Consider the following 21,624-nt stretch of genomic DNA (forward strand, 5'->3'; position numbering starts at 1 on the left):
TCATGAATGAATGCTAATAAATTGGTGTAATAGCTGATTGACTTCATGTGCATTTTCAACAGGCATCATGTGCCTAGCATTAGGTAAAATAGACACGGTTGCAAAAGGCAGTTTTGCCGCTAAGGCATAGCTCATAGCGGGAGTTGAGCCTGGATCTAGCTCGCCAGTGGTCACTAAAGTAGGGCAGCGAATGCCACTTAAGTGATCTTTCATTACATTATCACCCTCACCAAACAAGCGATAACAAAGGCGATAACTTGCACTATGATTAGCCAATACTTTAGCTTTTAACTGAGCGATGTAATGTGGGTTTTCTTGAGTATAGTTGCGGCTAAACCATCGGGCTAGGGCCTGATCTATATTAGCACTAGGGCCACTCTTATCAACTTCATTTACCCGGTTTAATATGCCTTGGCGTAAGTCTTCGCTACGATCAAATACGCTGTTCATTATGCTTAGGCTATGCAGTTTTTGGGGGTATTTAATGGCGAAAACACGGGCGACCAGACCGCCTAACGAAAAACCAACTAAAGTTATTTTTTCAAGCTGTAAATGTTCAATAAGTCTATGTAGTTGTTGGGCAAGCGTCTCAAGTGTAATGTTTGCCGGAGCATTTAGGCTTAAACCGTGGCCCATCATGTCATAGGTGATCACTTGATGGGTGCTTTTAAAGGCGTTAACTTGGCGCTCCCATAGGCTTAAATCTAAACCCACACCATGAATAAATACCAGTGTGGGGCTATCAGACTGTCTCTCACCAAAGCTTTGATAATGAGTGCCATATGGGCAGAAAAGTTTCATTAAGATTAGGCTTGTGCGTCTGCTTTTTCTGCAGCAATTTCTTCCATATCCATATAACGGTTACCGATACGTGGGTGCGCTCGGCCACCATCAGATCCACCTAACACTACAATGATCTCATCAGCTGCTGGAGCATCTTCAATGTGCATTTCTAAAGTGATGTAATGGGAGCGAAACCCAGCGTCATCTTTATGCATCATAGGCACTTGAATAGAAGTGCCAGCTGGGCCACGTTTATTGGTAAAGCTTAAAAAGCTTTTTGCATTGACTGCATCTCGGTAGTGGTTGCCAAAACGCAAGGTATGGATAATGCCAGAGGCGTGCTCGATTTCCCCATTTAGCCCAATAACAGCAGCTTTACCATAAGCTTCAATAGCATCGCCACTAGGGAAATGAGACAGTACAGCCGCTACCATTTCTTCACCTAGCTGCGAGCAACCTGCAGTGATTTGTGGGCGAAGGTTCTCTACAAACCCTTGGCCTGCCCATGGGTTTTTAATAATATAGGCCACACCCACCATTTTAATGGGAGTAGCAGCAGCTTTGCCGCCTTCAATACGAATCTCTTCTATGGAGGTAACTACTTTACGAACTTCAAAATGCATGCTTTTTCCTACTAATAATGTATTAATATTTCTTGGTTTCAAGTGATAAGGATTAACTACTTAGTTAAAGTTGGGCATCACTTGATCGATAAACAATTGGAGCGACTTTTTCTTTTGTGCATGGGGTAGGCCGTTATCACTCCAAAAACTAAATTGTGTCACACCCAAAGATTCATAGTGTTTAATACGCTTAGTGACTTCTTTTGGCGTGCCTATAAGCAGGTTTTTATGTAAATCATCCAAACCAAAGCCTGGCATTTCATTCATTTGTGCATCGGTGAGTGGTTTTACAAACCCGTTGACAGGCTCTTGATCATTTTTGAACCATGCATAAAAATACCCATACCAATCACGCAGGGCTTGCGCACCTTTGCGCCAATCTTCACCTTCTTCGTGCACCCAAGTGTGGCGCAGGGCAAGTAATTGAGGTGCTGGTTTTTCGGGGTGGTTAACACAGGCTTGTTTGAAACGCTCACAAGCCAGTTCAATGCTTTGATCACCCGCAATAAGTGGTGTGATCATTACATTGCAATCACTCTTTAAAGCATAGTCGTGAGACTCTTGTTCTCTAGCAGCGACCCACATAGGTGGAAAAGGCTTTTGGGTAACACTAGGCACAGCAGTAGAGGTAGGAAAAGAGTAATGTTCCCCATCGTGGGCGTAGTCACCGGCCCACAGTTTTTGTAATACAGGAATCATCTCCCGTAAAGGCCCGCCGCCATCTTTGGCTGCCATGTTGTCAGTCATGCGGTCAAATTCAGATTGATAGGCACCACGGGCAATACCAAAATCAAGTCGGCCATTGCTCATCATATCCACAAGCGCTGTTTCACTAGCAAGGCGAACAGGGTTCCAAAATGGCGCCACAATAGTGCCCAAACCTAAACGAATCGTTTTAGTAAGAGGTGCTAAATAAGCCATAAAATTGAGTGGGTTGGGGCAGATGGTAAATTCCATCATGTGATGCTCACCAATCCATACGGTTTCAAAACCCGCTTTTTCTGCCATAAGTGTAAGCTCTACTAGCTCATCTAATAGCTCTTTGTGGGGTTTGTTTGGATCTGAGCGCTCCATGTGGACAAACAAAGAAAATTTCATAGCAACAACTCCTCACCAATATATTCATGACCAATTGCGGTTGTATTATGGTATACCAAAATAATAGGGGCATCTTTTCACTGAATGAATATCATGTCAATATTTTTTTATAGGTAGATATTTTTAAGATAATTGTCTAAATTGGTAACCTCATTCATATAATAATTCAACTCTGAATAGGCGAATCCTATGTTCCAATCTTTTTTTCCTAGTCCCAAGTGGTTTTTTATTAGCCTCATTGTGTGGGCAAGCGTATGCATTGGTGTTTGGTATGGCTTTGGTGATCAGTTGGGCACTTTTATAGGCTTTGAGTTACCAGCAGAAGATGCCGAACCTGTGCTTGGTTTGGGGCACTTTATTAGCCCAGATTTTCTCTGGTTTTACCTCTACTATTTTGTCACCTTAATGATGTTTGGATTAACATGGGTGAAACTTCATCCGCACCAGTGGCAGTTATGGTCTATCTTTGGTAGTGCGCTCATTTTGTTTAGCACCTATTTTTCTGTGCAAGTGTCTGTAGCCATTAACACCTGGAGGCGTCCATTTTTCGATAGTATTCAAGGGGCGCTGTCAGAGCCAGGCAGTATTACTGCAGTGCAGCTGTATGATTTGATTATTATCTTTGGCCAAATCGCATTTTTGGCAGTGATTGTTTTTGTGATGACACGATTTTTTGTGAGCCATTATATTTTTCGCTGGCGCACGGCTATGAACAATTATTATGCCTCTAAGTGGCCACAGCTAAGAACAGTAGAAGGTGCAGCCCAACGAGTGCAAGAAGACACCATGCGTTTTTCTAGCATAATGGAAGGTTTGGGTGTGTCGTTAGTGGATGCGTTTATGACCTTGGTGGCTTTTTTGCCGGTGCTTTGGTCGCTATCGCAATATGTTACAGAGTTGCCTGTGGTGGGGGTTATTGCTACGCCACTTTTTTATGCGGCCATTTTTTGGTCTATATTTGGCACGATGCTCATGGCGCTTGTGGGTATAAAGTTACCAGGATTAGAGTTTAAAAACCAACGGGTAGAGGCGGCTTATCGTAAAGAGCTGGTTTATGGCGAAGATTATGAAGACCGTGCTGAGCCACAAACACTAAGTGAGCTATTTGGTAATGTACGTAAAAATTATTTTAAGCTTTATTTTCACTACATGTACTTTAACGTAGCACGTAGCTTCTATTTGCAGGCAGACAACCTGTTTGCTTACATCATACTCATCCCTACCATCGTTGCAGGTACTATTACCTTTGGTATTTTGCAGCAGATCTTGACTGCATTTGGGCAAGTGAGTAGTTCCTTCCAATACCTGATCAATGTGTGGCCAACGGTTGTGGAACTGTTATCTGTGCATAAGCGTTTGCAATCGTTTGAACAAGTGCTACATGAAAAGCCACTGGTAAAACTTGATCAACAATACATGGCAGAAGGTGAAGACACCTAGCAGCTTGCATTACTAAAGCGCTAAATGCTCAAGGACGAGCGTTTAGCGTATCCCACAGCCTTTAAGAATTATGTGCTTAATAGAGTCTGAAGCTTCTAGAAAGGCCTGTTCCGATAAATTTTTAGTATCGGTTGCTATAAGGATTTGTGGTTCGAAGTCTGCGTAATACTGGGTGCTTGCCCAGATCATAAAAATCACGTGGGCAGGGTCTACATTATCCATTTTTCCCTGTGCAATCCAACTTTCAAAAATACCCATGCGTTGCTTGAACCATAGCCGGTAATCTTGTTGCAGGTATGCGCTTAGGTGGGGCGCACCACTAATCATTTCCTTGGCAAACAAACGTGAAGCTTTAGGGTGAGTGCGAGAAAAATCCATTTTTGCATCTATATAACGGCTTAGTACATCAAATGGTTCATCATGGTCTGAAATTTCATTAAAGACTGTGTCCCATAGGTTCAGAGTATTTTCTAATACCGCACCATAAAGGCCTAGTTTGTTAGAAAAATAATAATGAATGTTGGCTTTGGGCACTTTTGCAGATTCAGCAATGCGTTGCATGGTGGCGCCACGAAACCCATGGCAGGCAAATTCTGCCTCAGCAGCTTGTAAGATTAAATCTCTACTTTGTGCTCTTATGCGGCCTGGTTTATAGGGGCCTCTAACAATGTTTGTACTCATGGGTTGTGGCCTTTTTTGCTAGCTGCTGCTGTTTTGCGATGCGTAATTTATCGCTAATGTATATTAAGCATTATATTGGGTCAAATGAAAAGTTGACTATATAGACAACTATTGAGAAGATAATACTCTAACTAATTAGAGTACAGCAAATGCGCGTGTTATTGAATCAAACAGCGACTCAAATAATTGAACCAGCTGCAGACATTACCTTATTACAATGGTTAAGAGAGTCTGCGCACTTAAGTGCCACTAAAGAGGGCTGCGCAGTAGGTGACTGTGGGGCTTGCACTGTAATAGTGGGTCGCATTCAACAAGGGGTTATTGCCTATCAAAGTGTCAATGCCTGCATTGCTTTATTAGGTAGCCTTGATGGCGCACATGTGATCACCTTAGACGGTTTACAGGCGCAACAATTACACCCAGTGCAACAAGCCTTGATAGATTGCCACGCTAGCCAATGTGGTTTTTGCACCCCGGGGTTTGTCATGTCTTTGGTCGTATGGTGGCTCAATACGAAGCCAAGTGTATTATCTAGTCCAGAAGCCTTTGCAAAGCACCGCCATGGTGTTGAGTTAGCTTTATCAGGCAACCTATGCCGCTGCACTGGTTACCAGCCTATTCTTTTAGCAGCAGACCAATTAGCACCCATGGATAGAAGTAAAGACCCTCTGTTTGAGTTAATGGGTGGGTATGACCGTTGTTTTAAACAGCTGCAAACCATGCAGGCGAAAACCGCCGACTCTTTAAGCTCCAAAGATTTTCAGACACCAGCATATCAAACACCTAGTAGCTTAGAAGAGCTTGCTTTAGCTTATGAGGCCGCACCCAATATAAGGCTTGTGGCAGGGTCTACAGATTTGGCGTTAGATATTACCCAAGGCCTTAAATCCATGGATAGCTTGATCGATGTGTCTGGTGTAGCCCAGCTCCAGCAAATACAAGTGTGTGATAACCAAATGCATATAGGTGCTGGTGTAAGCCTGAGCGAAGTAGAAGCCTTTTGTGGGCAAAGGTTGCCTGTAATGACTCATTTACTAGCTCGCTTTGCTTCACGACAAGTGCGTAATAGAGCGACCTTGGTGGGGAATATTGCTAACAGCTCACCCATTGCGGACACGCCACCACTATTGCTTGTGTTGGAAGCTAAGTTGTTGCTGCAACAAGGTATGAATCAGCGCACTATTGCATTAAAAGATTTTTATTTAGGTTATAAGCAAAATGCCTTGGCTAGTGGTGAATTTATTCATAGCCTTATTATACCTTTACCGTCAAAGGCGATGCAGGTATCTGTAGAAAAAGTAAGTAAGCGCGCCGAAGATGACATATCAGCTACTTGTGTAGCGATGAGTGTCACTTTACAGCAAGACATTATTACCCAGATTAGTATTGCCTGTGGTGGTATGGCAGCTATCCCTAAAATGGCTACCAATACCCAAGGTCAGCTTTTGGGCAAACAATTAACCCCCAAACTTTTGAGCCAAGTGCCATCGATGCTAGCCCAAGATTACCAGCCAATAGATGACATGAGAGCCAGTGCAGCCTATCGCCAACAGGTGACAGCTAATCTCATACAAGGTTTCTTACAGGAGGCTTTTGCATGAGAAAATTACCAGAACTTAACCCTAAAACAGTAACCCTTGCGCCCACTGAAAAATCACATATGTTGGGTAAAGCTACGCCCCATGAAAGTGCCAAGCTGCATCTCACTGGCAAAGCCCTTTATATCGATGACATTGCAGCGCCTCAGGGCTGCTTACACGCTTATGTGGGTATGGCTAATGTAGCGTCTGGCCTACTAAAGAGCCAAGACTTAACAAATGTCGCTAATGCTTTGGGCGTGGTGGATGTGATCACTGTAAAAGATATACCGGGCCAAACGGACATAGGCCCAGTGTTCAGTGGTGATGCGTTATTGGTGGATGAGCGTATAGACTACTTTGGCCAGCCTTTGTTTGCCGTAGCGGCAACTACACGTGATGCAGCTCGTAAAGCAGCGCGATTAGGCCAAGCAGAAATTGAATCTACAAACCCCATCTTAACCTTAGCAGATGCAAAGTTAAGCAATAAACAGGTTCGGCCCAGTCACAGCCTTATAAAAGGCGACAGTAAAGAGGCCTTAAAGCAATCTATTAACACCCTTAACATCGACCAAAAGGTAGGCGGGCAAGAGCACTTTTACCTTGAAGGACAAGTGTCTTTGGCAATTCCACAAGACAATGGCGGTGTATTGGTGCACTGCTCTAGCCAGCACCCTAGTGAAGTGCAAAAGCTGGTTGCGCAGGTGTTAAACCTGCCTATGCACAAAGTAGTGGTAGATATGCGTCGCATGGGTGGTGGGTTTGGTGGTAAAGAAACCCAAGCTGCACAATGGGCCTGCCTTGCTGCGTTGCTTGCAGTGCGCAATCAAAAGGCGGTTAAATTACGTTTAGCTCGTAGTGATGATATGGCTCTTACAGGGAAACGCCACCCTTTTGTAAACCAAGCCCAAGTGGGTTTTGATAATGCTGGACGTATTACGGCACTAGATGCACAGCTAAATGGTTTATGTGGCTGTAGCCCAGACTTATCTGATGCCATCGTCGATAGAGCGATGTTTCACACAGATAATGCCTATTACATTCCAGCAGCTACTATTACGGGCCATCGTTGGTTTCAAAATACCGTTTCAAATACAGCATTTAGAGGCTTTGGTGGGCCACAAGGCATGATGCTAGCAGAACAAATGTTGGATGATATTGCACGCAGCCTTGGCAAAGACCCTTTGTTAATACGACAGATCAATTTATATGGTGAAGATGAGCGTAATACCACCCCCTATCACCAGACGGTAACGGATGTGGATTTGCCTCGAATTATTGACGAATTAGTGGAATCTAGTGATTATTGGGGCCGCAGAGAAGCTATACGCAGCCACAATCAAGCCGCAGTTAAAACCGGTGGTCGTTATATTAAAGGCTTAGCCTTAACACCAGTAAAGTTTGGTATTTCTTTCACCGCTATGTTCCTTAATCAAGCAGGAGCATTAGTGCACATTTACACCGATGGCACAGTGCAAGTAAGCCATGGTGGCACAGAAATGGGCCAAGGTTTATATACTAAAATTGCTCAAATAGTGGCTGCGCAGCTAGGCTTGCCCTTGGCCCATATAGAAGTGACGTCCACCCGCACCGATAAAGTGCCAAACACCTCACCTACAGCGGCTTCAAGTGGTACAGACCTTAATGGCCAAGCCGCGCGCAACGCAGCATTGACCATTAAACAACGCTTAGTAGATTACCTAGTAGAAACCTACCAAGTGGATGCGCAAGATATAGAATTTAGCCAAGGTAATGTGTCTTGGCCCAAGCATCAAATATCGTTTGCACAGCTCACACAAGAAGCCTATTTAGCGCGCATTTCCATGTCTGCCACAGGCTACTATCGCACACCAAAAATTCATTATGATCGTGAACAAGCAAAAGGCAGGCCATTTTTCTATTATTCTTGTGGCGCCTCTGTAAGTGAAGTAGAAGTAGATACGTACACAGGCACTTACACTGTGTCCCAAGTGGATATATTGCATGATGTGGGTGAAAGCATTAACCCCGCCATTGATTTGGGACAAGTAGAAGGGGGCTTTATTCAGGGCATGGGTTGGCTTACTACTGAAGAGCTTGTGTGGGGCCAAGATGGCCGCCTGCAAACTAACGCGGGTGCTAGCTATAAAATCCCTGCAGTAGGTGATACACCTAAGCAGTTTAATGTGGCCTTGCTACAAAATAGCAAAAACCATGAAGCTACTATTTACCATTCTAAAGCCGTGGGAGAACCGCCATTTATGCATGGTATTTCGGTGTGGAGCGCACTGCGCGATGCTATATGGGCTTTTGGAGGCGAAAAAGCCAACCCTCAGCTTGATGCGCCAGCCACACCAGAGCGTGTGCTGTGGGCACTGCAAGAGGCCAAAGAACAGGCTGAAAAAACTACAAGAGGCGCATCATGAAAGCTTGGCTTAAAGCCCAATGGCAATGCGAGCAGCAAAACCAAAGCTATGCGCTGGTGAGCATTGTGGCTTTGCAAGGCTCATCTCCAAGAGGTGTAGGCAGTAAAATATTAGTCACTAAAAAGCAGCAGTTTGATACGATTGGTGGTGGGCACTTAGAGTATAAAGCTGTGGCCCACGCCCGTGAAATGTTAGCTGATGTGCTAATCAATAGACCAGCCAATAAAGCTGCCGCAAAAGGCTCAACCCAACTAGTTGATTACCCCCTTGGAGCTAGCTTGGGCCAATGCTGCGGTGGCAAGGTGAGCTTAATGTATGAAGTGTTTAGTGCCAACAAAATGCCAGTAGTGGTGTTTGGTGCAGGCCATGTAGGTAGGGCCTTGGTACCATTGTTAGCTCAATTACCCGTGCAAGTAACATGGGTAGATAGCCGCTATGACATGCTGCCTAAACAATTGCCAGAAGGGGTGAAGGGCGTGCATGAAGAGCACCCCCAAGACCATGTGGCAGATTGTATGCCAAACAGCTGTTATTTAATAATGACCCATCACCATGGGGTCGACTTAGCGCTCACTCAAGCGGTACTTGATAGAGATGATAGCAGCTACTTAGGCGTGATTGGCTCGGTGACTAAAGGGCGTAAGTTTGCCCAAAGGCTTGCAGTAAAAGGCTATGCGCAAACTACTATTGAACATTTGCATTGTCCCATGGGCAAAGCTGGAATAAGTGGCAAGCACCCTATGGAAGTCGCCATTGCTATAGCAGCCCAAGTGATGGAGTTATATCAAAACGCGCAAGGCGTTACCCAGCAAGCTACCAAAGTAAATATTAATATAGCAAATACATCGACAAAAGAGGCGTTACATCATGTCTGAGCGTTTGCTAAGAGGACCACTATTACACTGCCTAGGTGAACCAGACAAAGATGCTAACGCAGTGGAGTATCACGCAGATGCGTTGCTATGGGTAAAACATGGTTTAGTGCATAAAATGGGCCCTTATGAGTCTTTAGAGCATGAACTAACCCCTGAGCAATCCACTAAAATAGAAGACTGTAGCCAGTATCTTTTAGTGCCAGGGTTTGTGGATTGCCATATTCATTATCCGCAAACACAAATGATAGCAGCTCATGGCACACAGCTTTTAGATTGGTTAACCACCTATACCTTTCCAGTGGAAGCAAGTTTTAAAGACCCAGAAAAAGCGGCCGCGGTGTCTAAGGTCTTTATTAACCAACTATTACAAAATGGCACCACTACAGCCTTGGTATTTTGTTCTGTGCATAGCGACTCTGTAGATGCACTATTTAGCGAAGCACAAGCACACAACATGCGCATTATTGCGGGTAAAGTGATGATGGATCGCAACGCGCCAGATAATGTGCTGGACACTGCCCAATCTAGTTACGACCAAAGCAAGCAGCTTATCCAACGATGGCACGGGGTAGATCGTTTACAATATGCTATTACACCAAGGTTTGCGCCTACCTCAACAGATGAGCAGCTAAAAGCTGCAGGTCGCTTATTAGCCGAACATGAAGGGGTGTATATGCACACCCATTTATCTGAAAATGTAGATGAAATAGAGTGGGTGAAAGAGCTCTTTCCTAAGGCAAAAAACTATCTAGACGTCTATGACCAAGCAGGATTGCTGGGCAAGCGCAGCGTATTTGCTCACGGCATTCACTTATGTGATGAAGAGTGTGACAGGCTGGTAAAAACAGACAGCGCCATTGCCCATTGCCCTACCTCTAACTTGTTTATTGGCTCAGGGCTATTCCCTATGAAAAAGCTGCAAGATTATGGCATCAAAATAGGCATGGGTACTGATGTGGGAGGTGGCACTAGCTTTAGCATGCTGCATACCCTAGCAGATGGTTATAAAATGCAGCAATTAAAAGGCCATAACATTAGCCCAGAACAAAGCCTCTATCTTGCTACTTTAGGCGGCGCTAAAGCCCTTGATCTAGATGATAAAATTGGTAGTTTTTGTGTCGGCAAAGAAGCCGATTTTTTGTTGTTAGATCCAAACGCTACAGATTTGTTGAAATTTAGAACTAGCCACTGTAAGGGCTGGCGAGACCTATGGTTTGTATTACAAACTATAGGTGATGACAGAGTCATCGCTGAGACTAATGTGATGGGTGTGGTGAGTTAACTTGGCGCTTGTTGCACACTGGCTTAAAACGCGCTTTACAAAGCACTGCTAAGCCTAGAAACTAGGCCTGGTATTTTATGTTAGTGCTTTTTAAAGGAGCTACACCATGGCCAACCACACACGACTACTTGCCAACCAAAGCGTATCTGCAGTGAGTTTGGGCTGTATGAGCCTATCTCACGGCTACGGTGAAAAAAGTAGCGATACTCATTGCAAAACCTTTCTTCACAAAGCATTAGATCTAGGCTACACCATGCTAGATACAGCAGCAGTGTATGGTCATGGACACAACGAGACCATGCTAGGCCAATTTCTTAACGCGCGGCGTAGTGAGTTTTTTTTGGCAAGTAAATGTGGCTTTGGTCAAACACCTGACAGTAAACCCCATGTGAATGGCAGGCCTGAGTATATAAGACAAACTTGTGAAGCCAGCCTAAAACGCTTACAAACTGATCATATAGACCTGTATTATTTACACAGGCGTGACTTCACAGTGCCTATTGAAGACAGCATAGGCACCTTGGGCGACTTAGCGCGCGAAGGTAAAATAGGCGCAGTGGGGGTGTCTGAAATCAGCGCAAACGATCTGTATAAAGCCCATGCAGAGCACCCCATTAGTGCTATTCAGTCAGAATATTCTTTGTGGACACGTAATGCAGAAATAGAAGTGCTTAAAGCCAGCCAACAAATTGGTGCCGCTTATGTGGCTTTCAGCCCTTTAGGCAGGGGTTTTTTAACTAATAAATTACATGACACCACGTTGTTTAGTGAGCAAGATTTGCGCCAAAGCATGCCGCGCTTCGATGCCCACCACTACCCCAAAAACTTGTCTTTATTACCTGCTTATTTTAATTTGGCTAAACGCCAAGGTTGCACTCCTGCGCAGCTTGCATTGGCATGGGTGATTGCCCAAGGTAAAAACGTCATCGCTATTCCAGGCACCCAAAATTTAGAGCACCTAGAAGAAAATATAGGCGCCAATAACCTATTGCTAGATGATGAAGTGATGGGCCAACTAAACAAGCTGATCAATCAACACACAGTAAGTGGTGCTAGATATAGCGATAGGGCCCAAGCTAGCGTGACTACAGAACAGTTTGACTGTGAGCTACAATCTTTATGAAGCATCTGGTTTTAGTAGGCGGTGGGCACGCCCATGTGATCATGCTTGAGCAGCTCATCAATAAACCTTGTCCAAGTTTAAAAATCAGCTTGATATCACCCACTAAAAAACAGGCTTATTCTGGCATGTTGCCTGGCTGGATCAACAATACCTATGCGCTGGAAACCTGCCAGATAGATTTGCAAAATTTGTGTTCAAGGGCAGGGGTGACTTTTATTCTTGGAAAACTTGCCCATTTCAATGCGCAACAGCAGCAGCTGGTTTTGCATGATGAAAGTGCCCTTGATTACGATCTTTTGTCTCTTGCCATAGGTAGCCAGCCCAACTTGGTTGGCAATATTGCAGCGCTTAATGAGTGGGTTGCAGTAAAGCCTTTTGATGCCTTTACACAAACGTGGCAAACGTGGCAGCAGCAACTAAACCTCAAACTTCCTGCCACGCTTACCATAGCTGGTGGCGGCGCTGGTGCTGTAGAAATTGCGCTTGCTGCGCGTCACATGATGCCTTATAGAGCTAAGCTGGAACATAAGATTATTATTTATGCAGGCCCAAATGGTGTGATGAGCAGTTTTAACAGCAAGGTGCGCCATTTGATAATGCGCCAGCTAAAAAAAGCCCACATTACCTTGGTGTATGAATACATAGATTTTTCACAAGCCATGTCTGCTAACGTAGCCAAACCCAGTATGCAAAACTTCCACCTGCGTGTAAGCACTGCAAAACCAGCTCTATCTTTTGGGGACTCTGGGTTAGCTTTGGATGCTGAGGGCTTTGTACTGGTGGATGAGTTTCAGCGCAGTGTTTCTCATCCTAATGTATTTGCCGCTGGAGATATTTGCAGCAGGCCCACCACACACTTACAGCGCTCTGGAGTGCACGCTATTCGAGCAGGTAAGCAACTGGCCTATAATCTTCTAGCCACTAATAACTCAGCCACTTTGCGAGCCTATTGGCCGCGGCACAACAATTTATATTTAATATCCTGTGCAGACCAAAGTGCTATCGCCAGCTATGGCTTTAATTTGGGGCCTTTTAAGATGAATGTTGCGCTGCATGGGCGTTGGGTTTGGCGGTTGAAAAACCACATTGATATTAGCTTTATGAATCGCTTTAAAGCCAAATAGGCTTGGTATGCAGTGGTCAAAAAAAGTTGGCCACTGCATAGGAAATACTGCTATTGAAAACCTATTGGTTAGCATCCGCTATAACCATAGCCGCGGCCTTCTCCCCTATCATTACACAGGCGGCATTGGTGTTGCCGCTTATAAGGTTAGGCATGATGGATGCGTCGGCAATACGTAGATTTTTAATGCCATACACACGCAATGCTGCATCCACCACAGCCATTTCGCTTTGGCCCATGGCGCAGGTGCCTACGGGGTGATATTCCGTTTCTGCTGTGGCTTTTATGTAGTTGCATATTTGTGCATCTGACAGCACTTCATTACCTGGGGCATATTCATTGCGTATAAGCTGCGCAAAGGGGCCGCTGTTAAGTATGTCTCTGCACATATACACACTTTCACGCATGCGATCTATGTTGCCTCGAGTTTGTAAAAAACGCTGGTCAATAATGGGTGCGTCTTTAGGTTTGTCGCTAGCTAGGGTGACTTGTCCGGCATCTGTGGGGCGCAAATTGCAGGCATGAATAGTGACACCATGCTGTTTAATTTCAGGTACAGGTTTGGGGAATATCATTAAAGGGATAAAATGTAGCTGAATATCTGGTCGATTAGGGCTAAACGAAGAGCTGGCAAAAGCGCCGCTTTCAGCCGCATTGCTGCCTCCTGGGCCTGATTTGTTCCAAAAATAGCGCAAGCCTGTGGTGATAGCGCCCATACCTTTGTTGATGCCATAAAGGCTATCTGCACCTTTGGTGCGAGCCAACACTGACACGTTCAGGTGGTCTTGCAGATTTTTACCCACCCCTGGCAAATGTGCATGCATTTTAATGTTGTGCTTGGCCAGCTCGTCTGCAGGGCCTATGCCTGAAAGCATCAATAATTGAGGTGAGCCGATGGCACCTGCACTGAGGATAACTTCTTGGCTGGCAAAGGCATGGTTTACTCTATTATCTACTTGATAACTTACGCCTAGAGCTTTGCCTTCTTTTATAATAATACGCCTAACATGGGCGCCTGTGATGATTTTTAGATTAGGTCGGTCTGCAATAGGATGTAAAAAGGCAGTTGCGGCACTGCACCGTTTAGATTTTTTTTGCGCCACTTGGTAGCGACCCACCCCCGCTTGATTTTGCCCATTAAAATCATGGTTATGTGTCATGCCTGTAGCCACGGCAGAGGCTACAAATTGATCGCTTAAAGGATGAGTGTAAGATCGATCACTGATGATCAAAGGGCCATTGCTACCATGAAATCCTGGGTCTATATTGGCGCCTAGGTTTGTTTCAGATTGACGAAAAAAAGGCAACACATCATCATAGCTCCAGCCTGCATTGCCTAAAGCATGCCATGCGTCGTAATCTTCTTTTTGGCCACGTATGTGCACCATGGCATTGATCGCGCTAGAGCCGCCTAAAGTTTTGCCTCTTGGTATAGGGATTTGGCGCTGATTCATAGCCTCTTGGGGGGCCGATTGGTAGCGCCAACTGAGCTTTTTATGATCAAGCAAAAAAGCGATGCCTGCAGGCATATGGATCAATGGGTTTGTATCTTTTGGGCCTGCTTCTAGTAATAACACTTCACAATTTAGGTTTGCACTTAAACGGTTTGCTAATACGCATCCAGAGGAGCCTGCGCCGATAATAATGTAGTCGTAATAATGATCTGCCATGGTGTGCCTTATTGTTATTATTTAGAGACTAGGTGGTTACTATTTCCACACAGGGCTGGCTTGCATCGACTCAGGTATAGGGATGCCCATGCGCTGCAATATGCTTGGGGCAAGGGCAGTTTGAGCAATCACATGGTTGGTTGATGGCCCTTGAATAGGGTTGTGGGGGTTGGCAAAGTAGTAAATGGGGATGTCACGCATGATCGCTTCGGTGCCACCGTGGTGCCCGCGTGCACTTTGGCCATGGTCTGCGGTTACTATCACGTCATAGCCTTGCTCTTGCCAGCGCGGTATAAAGTCGCCTAAGGCAGCATCAATGGTATAGCAGTTTTTGTCTATTTCTATAGAGTCAAACCCATAGTGATGGCCTAAGCTGTCTAGGGTGCTGGAGTGGAATAAAAAGTAATCTGGCTGGTGGCGCTGAATAAGCAAACTCATTTGCCAAAAAAGATCGATGTCTGATGGCGTGGCTGGTTGTGCTTTGTTTTCTCCAGCCATGGTATAAAAGCGCGCATGCTGAATGGGGCGGTTTATATCGTCTACTTCCATGTCTCGTAAATGGTTGAAGGGGCTGGCCTGAAAATAGTCTGAAAAAAACGAATGTGCCACGGCTGCTGTGGTGCCACCTGCTGACTTCACGGCGCTAAAAATGTCGGCATCTTCTAGCTTGCCCTGGTGGTAGTTGCTGGTAACACCATGGTCTTGTGGGGTAAGCCCTGTATGGATGCTGGCATAACATGGGCCAGACACGGAAGGCAACACAGATTGGCCTTTCCATAGTTGTGCTTCACCAGAATCTACCCAGCCTTCTAAGTTACCCATGAGTTTGCGTGCATAGGAATAACCTAAACCGTCAAGAATGAGTAAAATTACTTTATTTTTCATAACTATATAGGTCCCATTATTAGTATTTTTAAGTTCTTGTGTTACTCTATATCATAGCTTGCAGTGTGGCATTTAGGCCCTGCGCAATGCAAGTCAATCCAACACAATAGTTACCTTTATCAGAGGCGCATATCGACCCCGTATCAGACACCAGTATTACCCAGCTGCTCATTGGTTTAGCAGGCGGGGTAGCCTTGCTTATTTGGGGCTTAAAACGGGTGCAGCAGGGTATGAAACGAGCCTTTGGTGGGCGCTTAGCCTACCTTATTCGTGACCGTTTTGCCGGCGTATGGTCGGCATTAGGTTTGGGCATGGTGCTCACGCTAATTCTTCAAAGTAGCACCGCATCTGCCTTGCTTGCTGCATCTTTAGGTATTCAAGGTGAAGCTGGATTAGCCCTTTTATTAGGCGCTGATGTAGGCACTACCATAGTAGCTCTTGTGCTTTCTTTTGACCTAAGTGCGCTAAGCCCATTACTGATAGCTATTGGCGTGTTTATGGAGTTGCGTGCCAAGGATAAGCGCCAGCACGGTATTGGCGAAGCACTTATGGGCTTGGGCCTTATGCTACTTGCCTTAGGGCTATTGCGCCAACAAGCGGTGCCGTTGCAAGGCTCACAGTTGTTTAGTGATATGTTACGCAGCCTTATAGAAGAGCCTTGGTTGGCTATGCTGTTTGCCGCTTTACTCACTTTTTTATTACATTCAAGCCTAGTTATGGTGCTGCTATTGGCAGGCCTTGTGGGGGCGGGTGTTATAGGTGTGGAGCCAGGCTTGTTGCTGATATTAGGTGTGAATATTGGTAGTGCTTTTATTCCTGTGTATTTATCTCGCAAATCTAGCAACGCTAAGCGAGTAGCGCCTTTAGGTAACTTAATATTACGTACTATCGGCGCTATGGCGTTTGCGCCATGGGTGAGTGAAGTGCATTTAGTGCTTAACTTTGTAAGTGTAGACCCTGCTTGGCAGCTGGTATTGATGCATTGTTTGTTTAATGTCACCGTTGCTGCCTTTGGTATGTTGATAGTAAGTAAGCTTGCAGGCTGGATAGACACACGCTTGCCAAGAGAAACCTTAGCGCCTTTACCTAGCCCCAAATACCTTAAAGACGTGCAAGATACTGCGCCCTCTGCTGCGCTTGCTAACGTGGTGCGAGACACTCTCACCATGGGTGAGTTGTTAGAAGACATGTTGCGTGAAGTGCACTTGGGTATGACTCAAAGATACGATGCTCTAGAGAAAAAAATACATCAAAGCGATGACATTATTGACGATTTTCACCAACAAATTAATGCGTATTTGCTAGAGTTAGGTGGCCAAGACCTCACTGAAGAAGAGCGCTATCGTTGCCAAGATTTATTATTATTTATTACCAATATAGAGCACGCTGGTGACACCTTAGAGCGCAGCATGACTTCGCTTTTGAAAAAGAAAAATAACCTGCATATAGATTTTACTGAATACGAAAATGAGGCCTTGGATGCCAGCATGAAGGCTATCTTTAAAGTGATGCCCATGTCATTTCAGGTGATGATGAGTGAAGACGTGGGCAGTGCCCGTGGCCTTATTCAAGCCAAGCATGAATTTAATACCAGCCATCAAACCTTTTTAGATGGTCAGCAACAGCGCACCATGCAAGCAGACAAAACTAATCCAATATCACACTCGTTATTTACTGACCTAATGCGTGATGTTAAGCGCCTTCATTCGCATTTCACAGCCATTGCTTATCCAGTGCTTAACCGTGAAGGTGAACTAAGATCTAGCCGCTGGCGCGGTTATAACGAAACAAGCCCAGCAGCAAGCGTGGCGCAAGATGATCATGCAGAAACTAACGTCGAGGTTAAGCCTTAATGAGCATCACCAAGCGACCCGTAGATTTTAGCCAAATAAAAGGCATCGTGTTTGATAAAGACGGCACACTATTAAATTTTCATGACACTTGGGTGCCAAGAGCTAGCGCTGCAGTGCTAAAAGTGGCTGATGGTAACCAGGCTTTAGCTCAAACCATGCTGCAAGCCACAGGCTTTGACTTAAAAACCCAGCGTGTATTGGGCGGCTCTATTTTAGCTGCAGGCAATAACCGAGATATCAGTTTGGTGTGGGCGCGGTTAGCTAATAAACCCATAGATGAAGTAGAAGCTTTGTTGAACAATATGTTTGCAGCCTCTACTCATGGCAGCAGTGTGGCTGTTGAAGGCCTTGTGCCGTGCTTAACTGCTTTATTTGATAAGGGTTTAGCATTGGGTGTGGCTACCATGGACAGTGAGGCAGGCATTCAAGCCACTCTTGGGCATTTTGGATGTTTGCATCTGTTTGACTATCTTGTAGGTTATGATTCTGGTTTTGGTAGTAAGCCGGGGCCAGGTATGGTGTTGGGCTTTTGCCAGCACACAGGTTTAAGGCCTGAACAAGTAATGGTGGTGGGTGACAATACCCATGACCTACACATGGGCCAAAGTGCTGAAGCGGGCTGCAATGTTGGCGTGCTCACAGGCACTAGTGTGCGGGCTGAGCTAGAATTTGACGCAGACCTAGTGTTAGATTCTATTGCTGATCTGCCGTGTTTATTTGTTTAAGTCCTGCTATTATCCAGCATGTTTTTTAATTCATTTTTAAGGTGTCTTTTCCATGGCTAAAACTATTATTTCAACCAACAAAGCCCCAGCGGCTATCGGTACTTATTCTCAAGCGGTTAAGGTAGGTAATACGGTTTATATTTCTGGTCAAATCCCATTAGACCCAGAGACTATGGAAGTGTGTAGCCAAGATTTTTCTGCCCAAGCGATACAAGTGTTTGAAAATCTAAAAGCGGTAGCACAAGCCAGTGGCGGTAGTTTGGCAGACGCGGTAAAGCTTAATATATCCATGACAGACTTATCTAATTTCCCCACCATCAATGAAATTATGGCCACTTATATTGCACAGCCTTACCCAGCTCGTGCTGCTGTAGGTGTTGCTGCTTTGCCTAAAGGTGTGCAGGTGGAAATTGAAGCTATTTTGCACATAGACTCTTGAAAACTAGCGCTAAACAAGGCTACGGCCAGCATCAAGTAAAGGAATTAAAAGAGCTTGAATTAATGGTTCTGTTAAAATCCTTGTGGCCCTATCTTATGATTCATAAGGCCAGAGTGATTATCGCTATGGCTTTATTGGTGAGCGCCAAAGGAGTGGCGTTGGTCATCCCTTGGGTCTTCAAACATATCGTTGATGCCCTAGATAGTGACACTCCAGAGCAATTGCTGGTTATCCCCTTAGGTTTTGTCCTGTTGTACGGTGGCATGCGCTTTGGTGCCGTATTTTTAGGAGAGCTACGTGACGCGGTGTTTAGCCGAGTCACTGAAAGTGCCATGAGTAAAGTGGGCTTAGAAGTGTTTGCGCACTTACATCAGTTGGAGCTTGATTTTCACCTAGGCCGCCAAACCGGTGGTATATCCCGGGACATAGATCGGGGCACCAACGGCATTAACTTTATGATGCGCTTTATGGTGTTTAACATTTTACCCACCATTATCGAACTCATCGTAGTGATGCTGATTTTGCTATTTGCTTTTGATGTGTGGTTTTCGGCTGTAACTTTGGTGTGTGTGGTGGTTTATGTGGTGTTTAGTATTAAGACTACAGAATGGCGCACACGCTTTGTAAAAGAAGCGAATCGTTTAGACAGCAAATCTAGCACTCGCGCTGTAGATAGCTTACTCAACTTTGAAACCGTAAAGTATTTTAATAATGAGAGCTTTGAGACCAAACAATACAGTGCCAATTTAAGCGCTTGGGAACAAGCAAGAGTAGATAATCGTTTATCTTTAGCGCTACTTAACTCGGGGCAAGCGTTAATTATTGGCTTAGGAGTTACAGCTTTAATGTATCTTGCAGCTAAAGGCGTGGCCGAAGGTACCATGACCATTGGTGATTTGGTGATGGTTAACTTGTATCTACTACAGTTGTTTGTGCCACTTAATGCCTTGGGCTTTATTTACCGTGAAATTCGCAGAGCTTTGTCTGATATAGAAAACATGTTTGGTTTATTAAAGCGCCAGTCTACTGTGCAGGATAAGGCGCAAGCCACGGTATTAAAAGTTGATCATGCAGCCATCGAATTTGAAGCGGTAGATTTTGGGTATCAAAAGCAGCGTCAAATTTTAAAAAATCTTAGCTTTAGTGTGGCTCCTGGTGAAAAAGTGGCTATTGTAGGCCCTAGCGGCTCTGGCAAGTCTACCATTGGGCGTTTGTTGTTTAGATTTTACGATGTGAATGCTGGCACTATCAGGATTGATGGCCAAGATGTGAAAGACGTGCAACAACTAAGCCTAAGGCAAGCCATCGGTGTGGTACCTCAAGACACGGTGCTGTTTAACGACACTATCTGGAATAATGTGGCTTATGGCTGCACGGATGCTAGTGACGAGGATATTTGGAATGCCATAGATATGGCGTCGCTGCGCACCTTTGTAGAGTCTATACCAGAGGGTGTGCAAACCATTGTAGGTGAGCGTGGCCTTAAGGTGTCTGGTGGTGAAAAGCAGCGTATTGCTATTGCTAGGGTGTTGCTTAAAAACCCCTCTATTTTACTTTTTGATGAGGCGACCTCAGCGCTAGATTCAGAGTCTGAAAACAGTATTCTTAAAGCGTTGGCAAAAATATCATCTAATAAAACGACAATAGCTATAGCACATCGACTATCTACCATTGTTGATTCTGATCGTATTTTGGTGGTTGCTGATGGTCAGGTGGTAGAGCAAGGCAGCCACCAAGAGCTGCTTGCTCTTGATGGTCAGTATGCGTTGTTGTGGAAGATGCAGCAGTCACCTAATGATTAAAGAACACCGCTAACCTTTCACAGGCTTGCTGCAATAGGCTCAAGTGTGTGGCGTAAGATAAGCGAAAGTGCTCTGGCAGGCCAAACGCACTGCCAGGCACCAGTGCCACACCAGTGCGCTTTAATATGTTCTCAACAAGATCGATGTCATCTTCATAACCCAGTGCAGCCATGGCTGCGCTAGCGTTTATAAAGCTGTAAAAGGTGCCTTGGTTGGGTAGGGCTGCAAGCCCAGACATAGCATTAAGTTGTGCTACTACAAAATCATGCCGCAGCTTATAGGCATGCAGCATTGTGCTTAATGAGTCTTGTGGGCCATTGAGTGCTGCTTGTGCACCGGCTTGGCTGATACTGCTAGCGCATGAGCTAGATTCTGTCTGCACTTTTTTCATGGCCTCTATAATAAGCTGTGGCCCTACTGCATAACCTATACGCCATCCGGTCATGGCGTAAGCTTTAGACACCCCATTCACCAACACGCATCGATCCATTAAGTGAGGGCATACATTAAGCAGATTATATAATGGCGCCTCACCCCAATAGATGTGTTCGTAGATGTCATCACTGACCACCATCACCTTTGGATGCAAACGCAGCACTTCACCCATAGCAAACAATTCATCATAGCTATAAGCTTGGCCGCTGGGGTTGCTTGGGCTATTTAGCATGAGTAATTTGGTAGTAGGGGTAATGGCATCTGCAAGCTGTGTAGCGGTCATTTTGAAGGCTTGGGATGCGTTACAGGTAATGATGACAGGCTCGGCCCCTGCCATAGTCACCATGGCAGCATAAGACACCCAAAAAGGTGCAGGTATAATCACCTGATCACCTGCTTCTAATAAGGCGACGCTTAGGTTGTAGATGCTTTGTTTAGCCCCATTACTCACCAACACTTGGTTAGCTTGATAGTGCAGATTGTTTTCTCGCAGGTATTTGTCACAGATCGCTTGGCGCAACAATATGGTGCCAGAGACGTTAGTGTAGCGGGTTTGGCCTGCTGCCATAGCTTTGCTTGCAGCGTCGATAATGTGCCTAGGGGTGTCAAAATCTGGCTCACCCATAGCTAGGTTTATCACGTCTTTACCTTCAGCTTGCATTTGGGCAGCTAGGTTACTTATATTCACTGTAGCCGATGGCTTAAATGAGTGTATTCGTTGCGAAAGAGGCCACGTCACGAGCATAACTCCGTTATACTATTGGGTTTGCACAATAGGGTATCACGCAGACCCTAGATAATGAAT

The 21,624-nt window shown here is 45.1% G+C and carries 18 protein-coding genes; 11 read left to right on the plus strand and 7 right to left on the minus strand.

Annotated features, from left to right (window positions below; genetic code table 11):
• The 3 genes from ABXT42_RS04120 to ABXT42_RS04130 are packed head-to-tail and all read right to left on the minus strand — an operon-like array spanning nucleotide 1 to nucleotide 2,504.
• Complete coding sequence (locus ABXT42_RS04120; RefSeq protein WP_443629099.1) at nucleotides 1-801, minus strand: alpha/beta fold hydrolase; 801 nt, start codon at nucleotides 799-801, stop codon at nucleotides 1-3.
• 5 nt (nucleotides 802-806) lie between these two features.
• Nucleotides 807-1,406 (minus strand): amino acid synthesis family protein, encoded by a 600-nt coding sequence (locus tag ABXT42_RS04125; RefSeq protein ID WP_443629100.1) that lies wholly within the window; start codon nucleotides 1,404-1,406, stop codon nucleotides 807-809.
• 60 nt (nucleotides 1,407-1,466) lie between these two features.
• Nucleotides 1,467-2,504, minus strand: a complete 1,038-nt coding sequence (locus ABXT42_RS04130) for an LLM class flavin-dependent oxidoreductase (RefSeq protein ID WP_443629101.1) — start codon at nucleotides 2,502-2,504, stop codon at nucleotides 1,467-1,469.
• 189 nt (nucleotides 2,505-2,693) lie between these two features.
• Between ABXT42_RS04130 and sbmA the strand changes: the two genes are divergently transcribed.
• Nucleotides 2,694-3,944, plus strand: coding sequence for a peptide antibiotic transporter SbmA (gene sbmA, locus ABXT42_RS04135; protein WP_443629102.1), 1,251 nt, complete (start codon nucleotides 2,694-2,696; stop codon nucleotides 3,942-3,944).
• Between the two features lie 42 nt (nucleotides 3,945-3,986).
• Here the strand turns inward: sbmA and ABXT42_RS04140 are convergent, their stop codons facing one another.
• Nucleotides 3,987-4,625, minus strand: coding sequence for a TetR/AcrR family transcriptional regulator (locus ABXT42_RS04140; RefSeq protein ID WP_443629103.1), 639 nt, complete (start codon nucleotides 4,623-4,625; stop codon nucleotides 3,987-3,989).
• A 149-nt stretch (nucleotides 4,626-4,774) separates the two neighbouring features.
• On the opposite strand from ABXT42_RS04140, the gene xdhA reads away from it, so the two are divergent.
• The 6 genes from xdhA to ABXT42_RS04170 all read left to right on the plus strand — a co-directional run bounded on the left by xdhA (nucleotide 4,775) and on the right by ABXT42_RS04170 (nucleotide 13,011).
• Complete coding sequence (gene xdhA, locus ABXT42_RS04145) at nucleotides 4,775-6,226, plus strand: xanthine dehydrogenase small subunit (protein WP_443629104.1); 1,452 nt, start codon at nucleotides 4,775-4,777, stop codon at nucleotides 6,224-6,226.
• On the plus strand, nucleotides 6,223-8,607 hold the full coding sequence (xdhB, locus tag ABXT42_RS04150; RefSeq protein ID WP_443629105.1) for a xanthine dehydrogenase molybdopterin binding subunit: 2,385 nt from the start codon (nucleotides 6,223-6,225) through the stop codon (nucleotides 8,605-8,607). Before xdhA ends, xdhB begins: the two co-directional genes overlap by 4 nt.
• The gene (gene xdhC, locus ABXT42_RS04155; protein WP_443629107.1) at nucleotides 8,604-9,482 is read left to right on the plus strand and encodes a xanthine dehydrogenase accessory protein XdhC; all 879 of its coding nucleotides are present in this window, start codon (nucleotides 8,604-8,606) and stop codon (nucleotides 9,480-9,482) included. The genes xdhB and xdhC overlap by 4 nt, the downstream gene beginning before the upstream one ends.
• A complete protein-coding gene (gene guaD, locus ABXT42_RS04160; protein ID WP_443629108.1) occupies nucleotides 9,475-10,764 on the plus strand; it encodes a guanine deaminase in 1,290 nt (429 codons plus the stop codon). The genes xdhC and guaD overlap by 8 nt, the downstream gene beginning before the upstream one ends.
• A 106-nt stretch (nucleotides 10,765-10,870) precedes the next feature.
• Nucleotides 10,871-11,887 carry an aldo/keto reductase gene (locus tag ABXT42_RS04165; protein ID WP_443629109.1) on the plus strand — a complete coding sequence of 339 codons (1,017 nt, stop codon included), beginning with the start codon at nucleotides 10,871-10,873 and terminating at the stop codon, nucleotides 11,885-11,887.
• Nucleotides 11,884-13,011 (plus strand): FAD-dependent oxidoreductase, encoded by a 1,128-nt coding sequence (locus ABXT42_RS04170; RefSeq protein WP_443629110.1) that lies wholly within the window; start codon nucleotides 11,884-11,886, stop codon nucleotides 13,009-13,011. The genes ABXT42_RS04165 and ABXT42_RS04170 overlap by 4 nt, the downstream gene beginning before the upstream one ends.
• Before the next feature lie 61 nt (nucleotides 13,012-13,072).
• On the opposite strand, the gene ABXT42_RS04175 is transcribed toward ABXT42_RS04170, so the two are convergent.
• Together ABXT42_RS04175 and ABXT42_RS04180 are read right to left on the minus strand one after the other, a co-directional pair.
• Nucleotides 13,073-14,680 (minus strand): GMC family oxidoreductase, encoded by a 1,608-nt coding sequence (locus ABXT42_RS04175; protein WP_443629111.1) that lies wholly within the window; start codon nucleotides 14,678-14,680, stop codon nucleotides 13,073-13,075.
• A 39-nt stretch (nucleotides 14,681-14,719) separates the two neighbouring features.
• Nucleotides 14,720-15,565, minus strand: coding sequence for an alkaline phosphatase family protein (locus ABXT42_RS04180; RefSeq protein ID WP_443629112.1), 846 nt, complete (start codon nucleotides 15,563-15,565; stop codon nucleotides 14,720-14,722).
• 194 nt (nucleotides 15,566-15,759) lie between these two features.
• On the opposite strand from ABXT42_RS04180, the gene ABXT42_RS04185 reads away from it, so the two are divergent.
• The 4 genes from ABXT42_RS04185 to ABXT42_RS04200 all read left to right on the plus strand — a co-directional run bounded on the left by ABXT42_RS04185 (nucleotide 15,760) and on the right by ABXT42_RS04200 (nucleotide 20,384).
• Entirely contained in the window at nucleotides 15,760-17,418 is a 1,659-nt protein-coding gene (locus ABXT42_RS04185; RefSeq protein WP_443629113.1) for a Na/Pi cotransporter family protein, read from the plus strand.
• A complete protein-coding gene (locus tag ABXT42_RS04190) occupies nucleotides 17,418-18,143 on the plus strand; it encodes an HAD family hydrolase (protein ID WP_443629114.1) in 726 nt (241 codons plus the stop codon). Before ABXT42_RS04185 ends, ABXT42_RS04190 begins: the two co-directional genes overlap by 1 nt.
• Before the next feature lie 52 nt (nucleotides 18,144-18,195).
• On the plus strand, nucleotides 18,196-18,582 hold the full coding sequence (locus ABXT42_RS04195; protein WP_443629115.1) for a RidA family protein: 387 nt from the start codon (nucleotides 18,196-18,198) through the stop codon (nucleotides 18,580-18,582).
• Between the two features lie 62 nt (nucleotides 18,583-18,644).
• The gene (locus ABXT42_RS04200) at nucleotides 18,645-20,384 is read left to right on the plus strand and encodes an ABCB family ABC transporter ATP-binding protein/permease (protein ID WP_443629116.1); all 1,740 of its coding nucleotides are present in this window, start codon (nucleotides 18,645-18,647) and stop codon (nucleotides 20,382-20,384) included.
• Here ABXT42_RS04200 and ABXT42_RS04205 read toward each other — a convergent pair.
• Nucleotides 20,374-21,558 carry a pyridoxal phosphate-dependent aminotransferase gene (locus ABXT42_RS04205; protein ID WP_443629117.1) on the minus strand — a complete coding sequence of 395 codons (1,185 nt, stop codon included), beginning with the start codon at nucleotides 21,556-21,558 and terminating at the stop codon, nucleotides 20,374-20,376. The genes ABXT42_RS04200 and ABXT42_RS04205 overlap by 11 nt on opposite strands.
• Between the last annotated feature and the right edge of the window lie 66 nt (nucleotides 21,559-21,624).

It is taken from the genome of Candidatus Njordibacter sp. Uisw_002, from assembly GCF_047730155.1.
Lineage (GTDB): Bacteria > Pseudomonadota > Gammaproteobacteria > Pseudomonadales > Balneatricaceae > Njordibacter.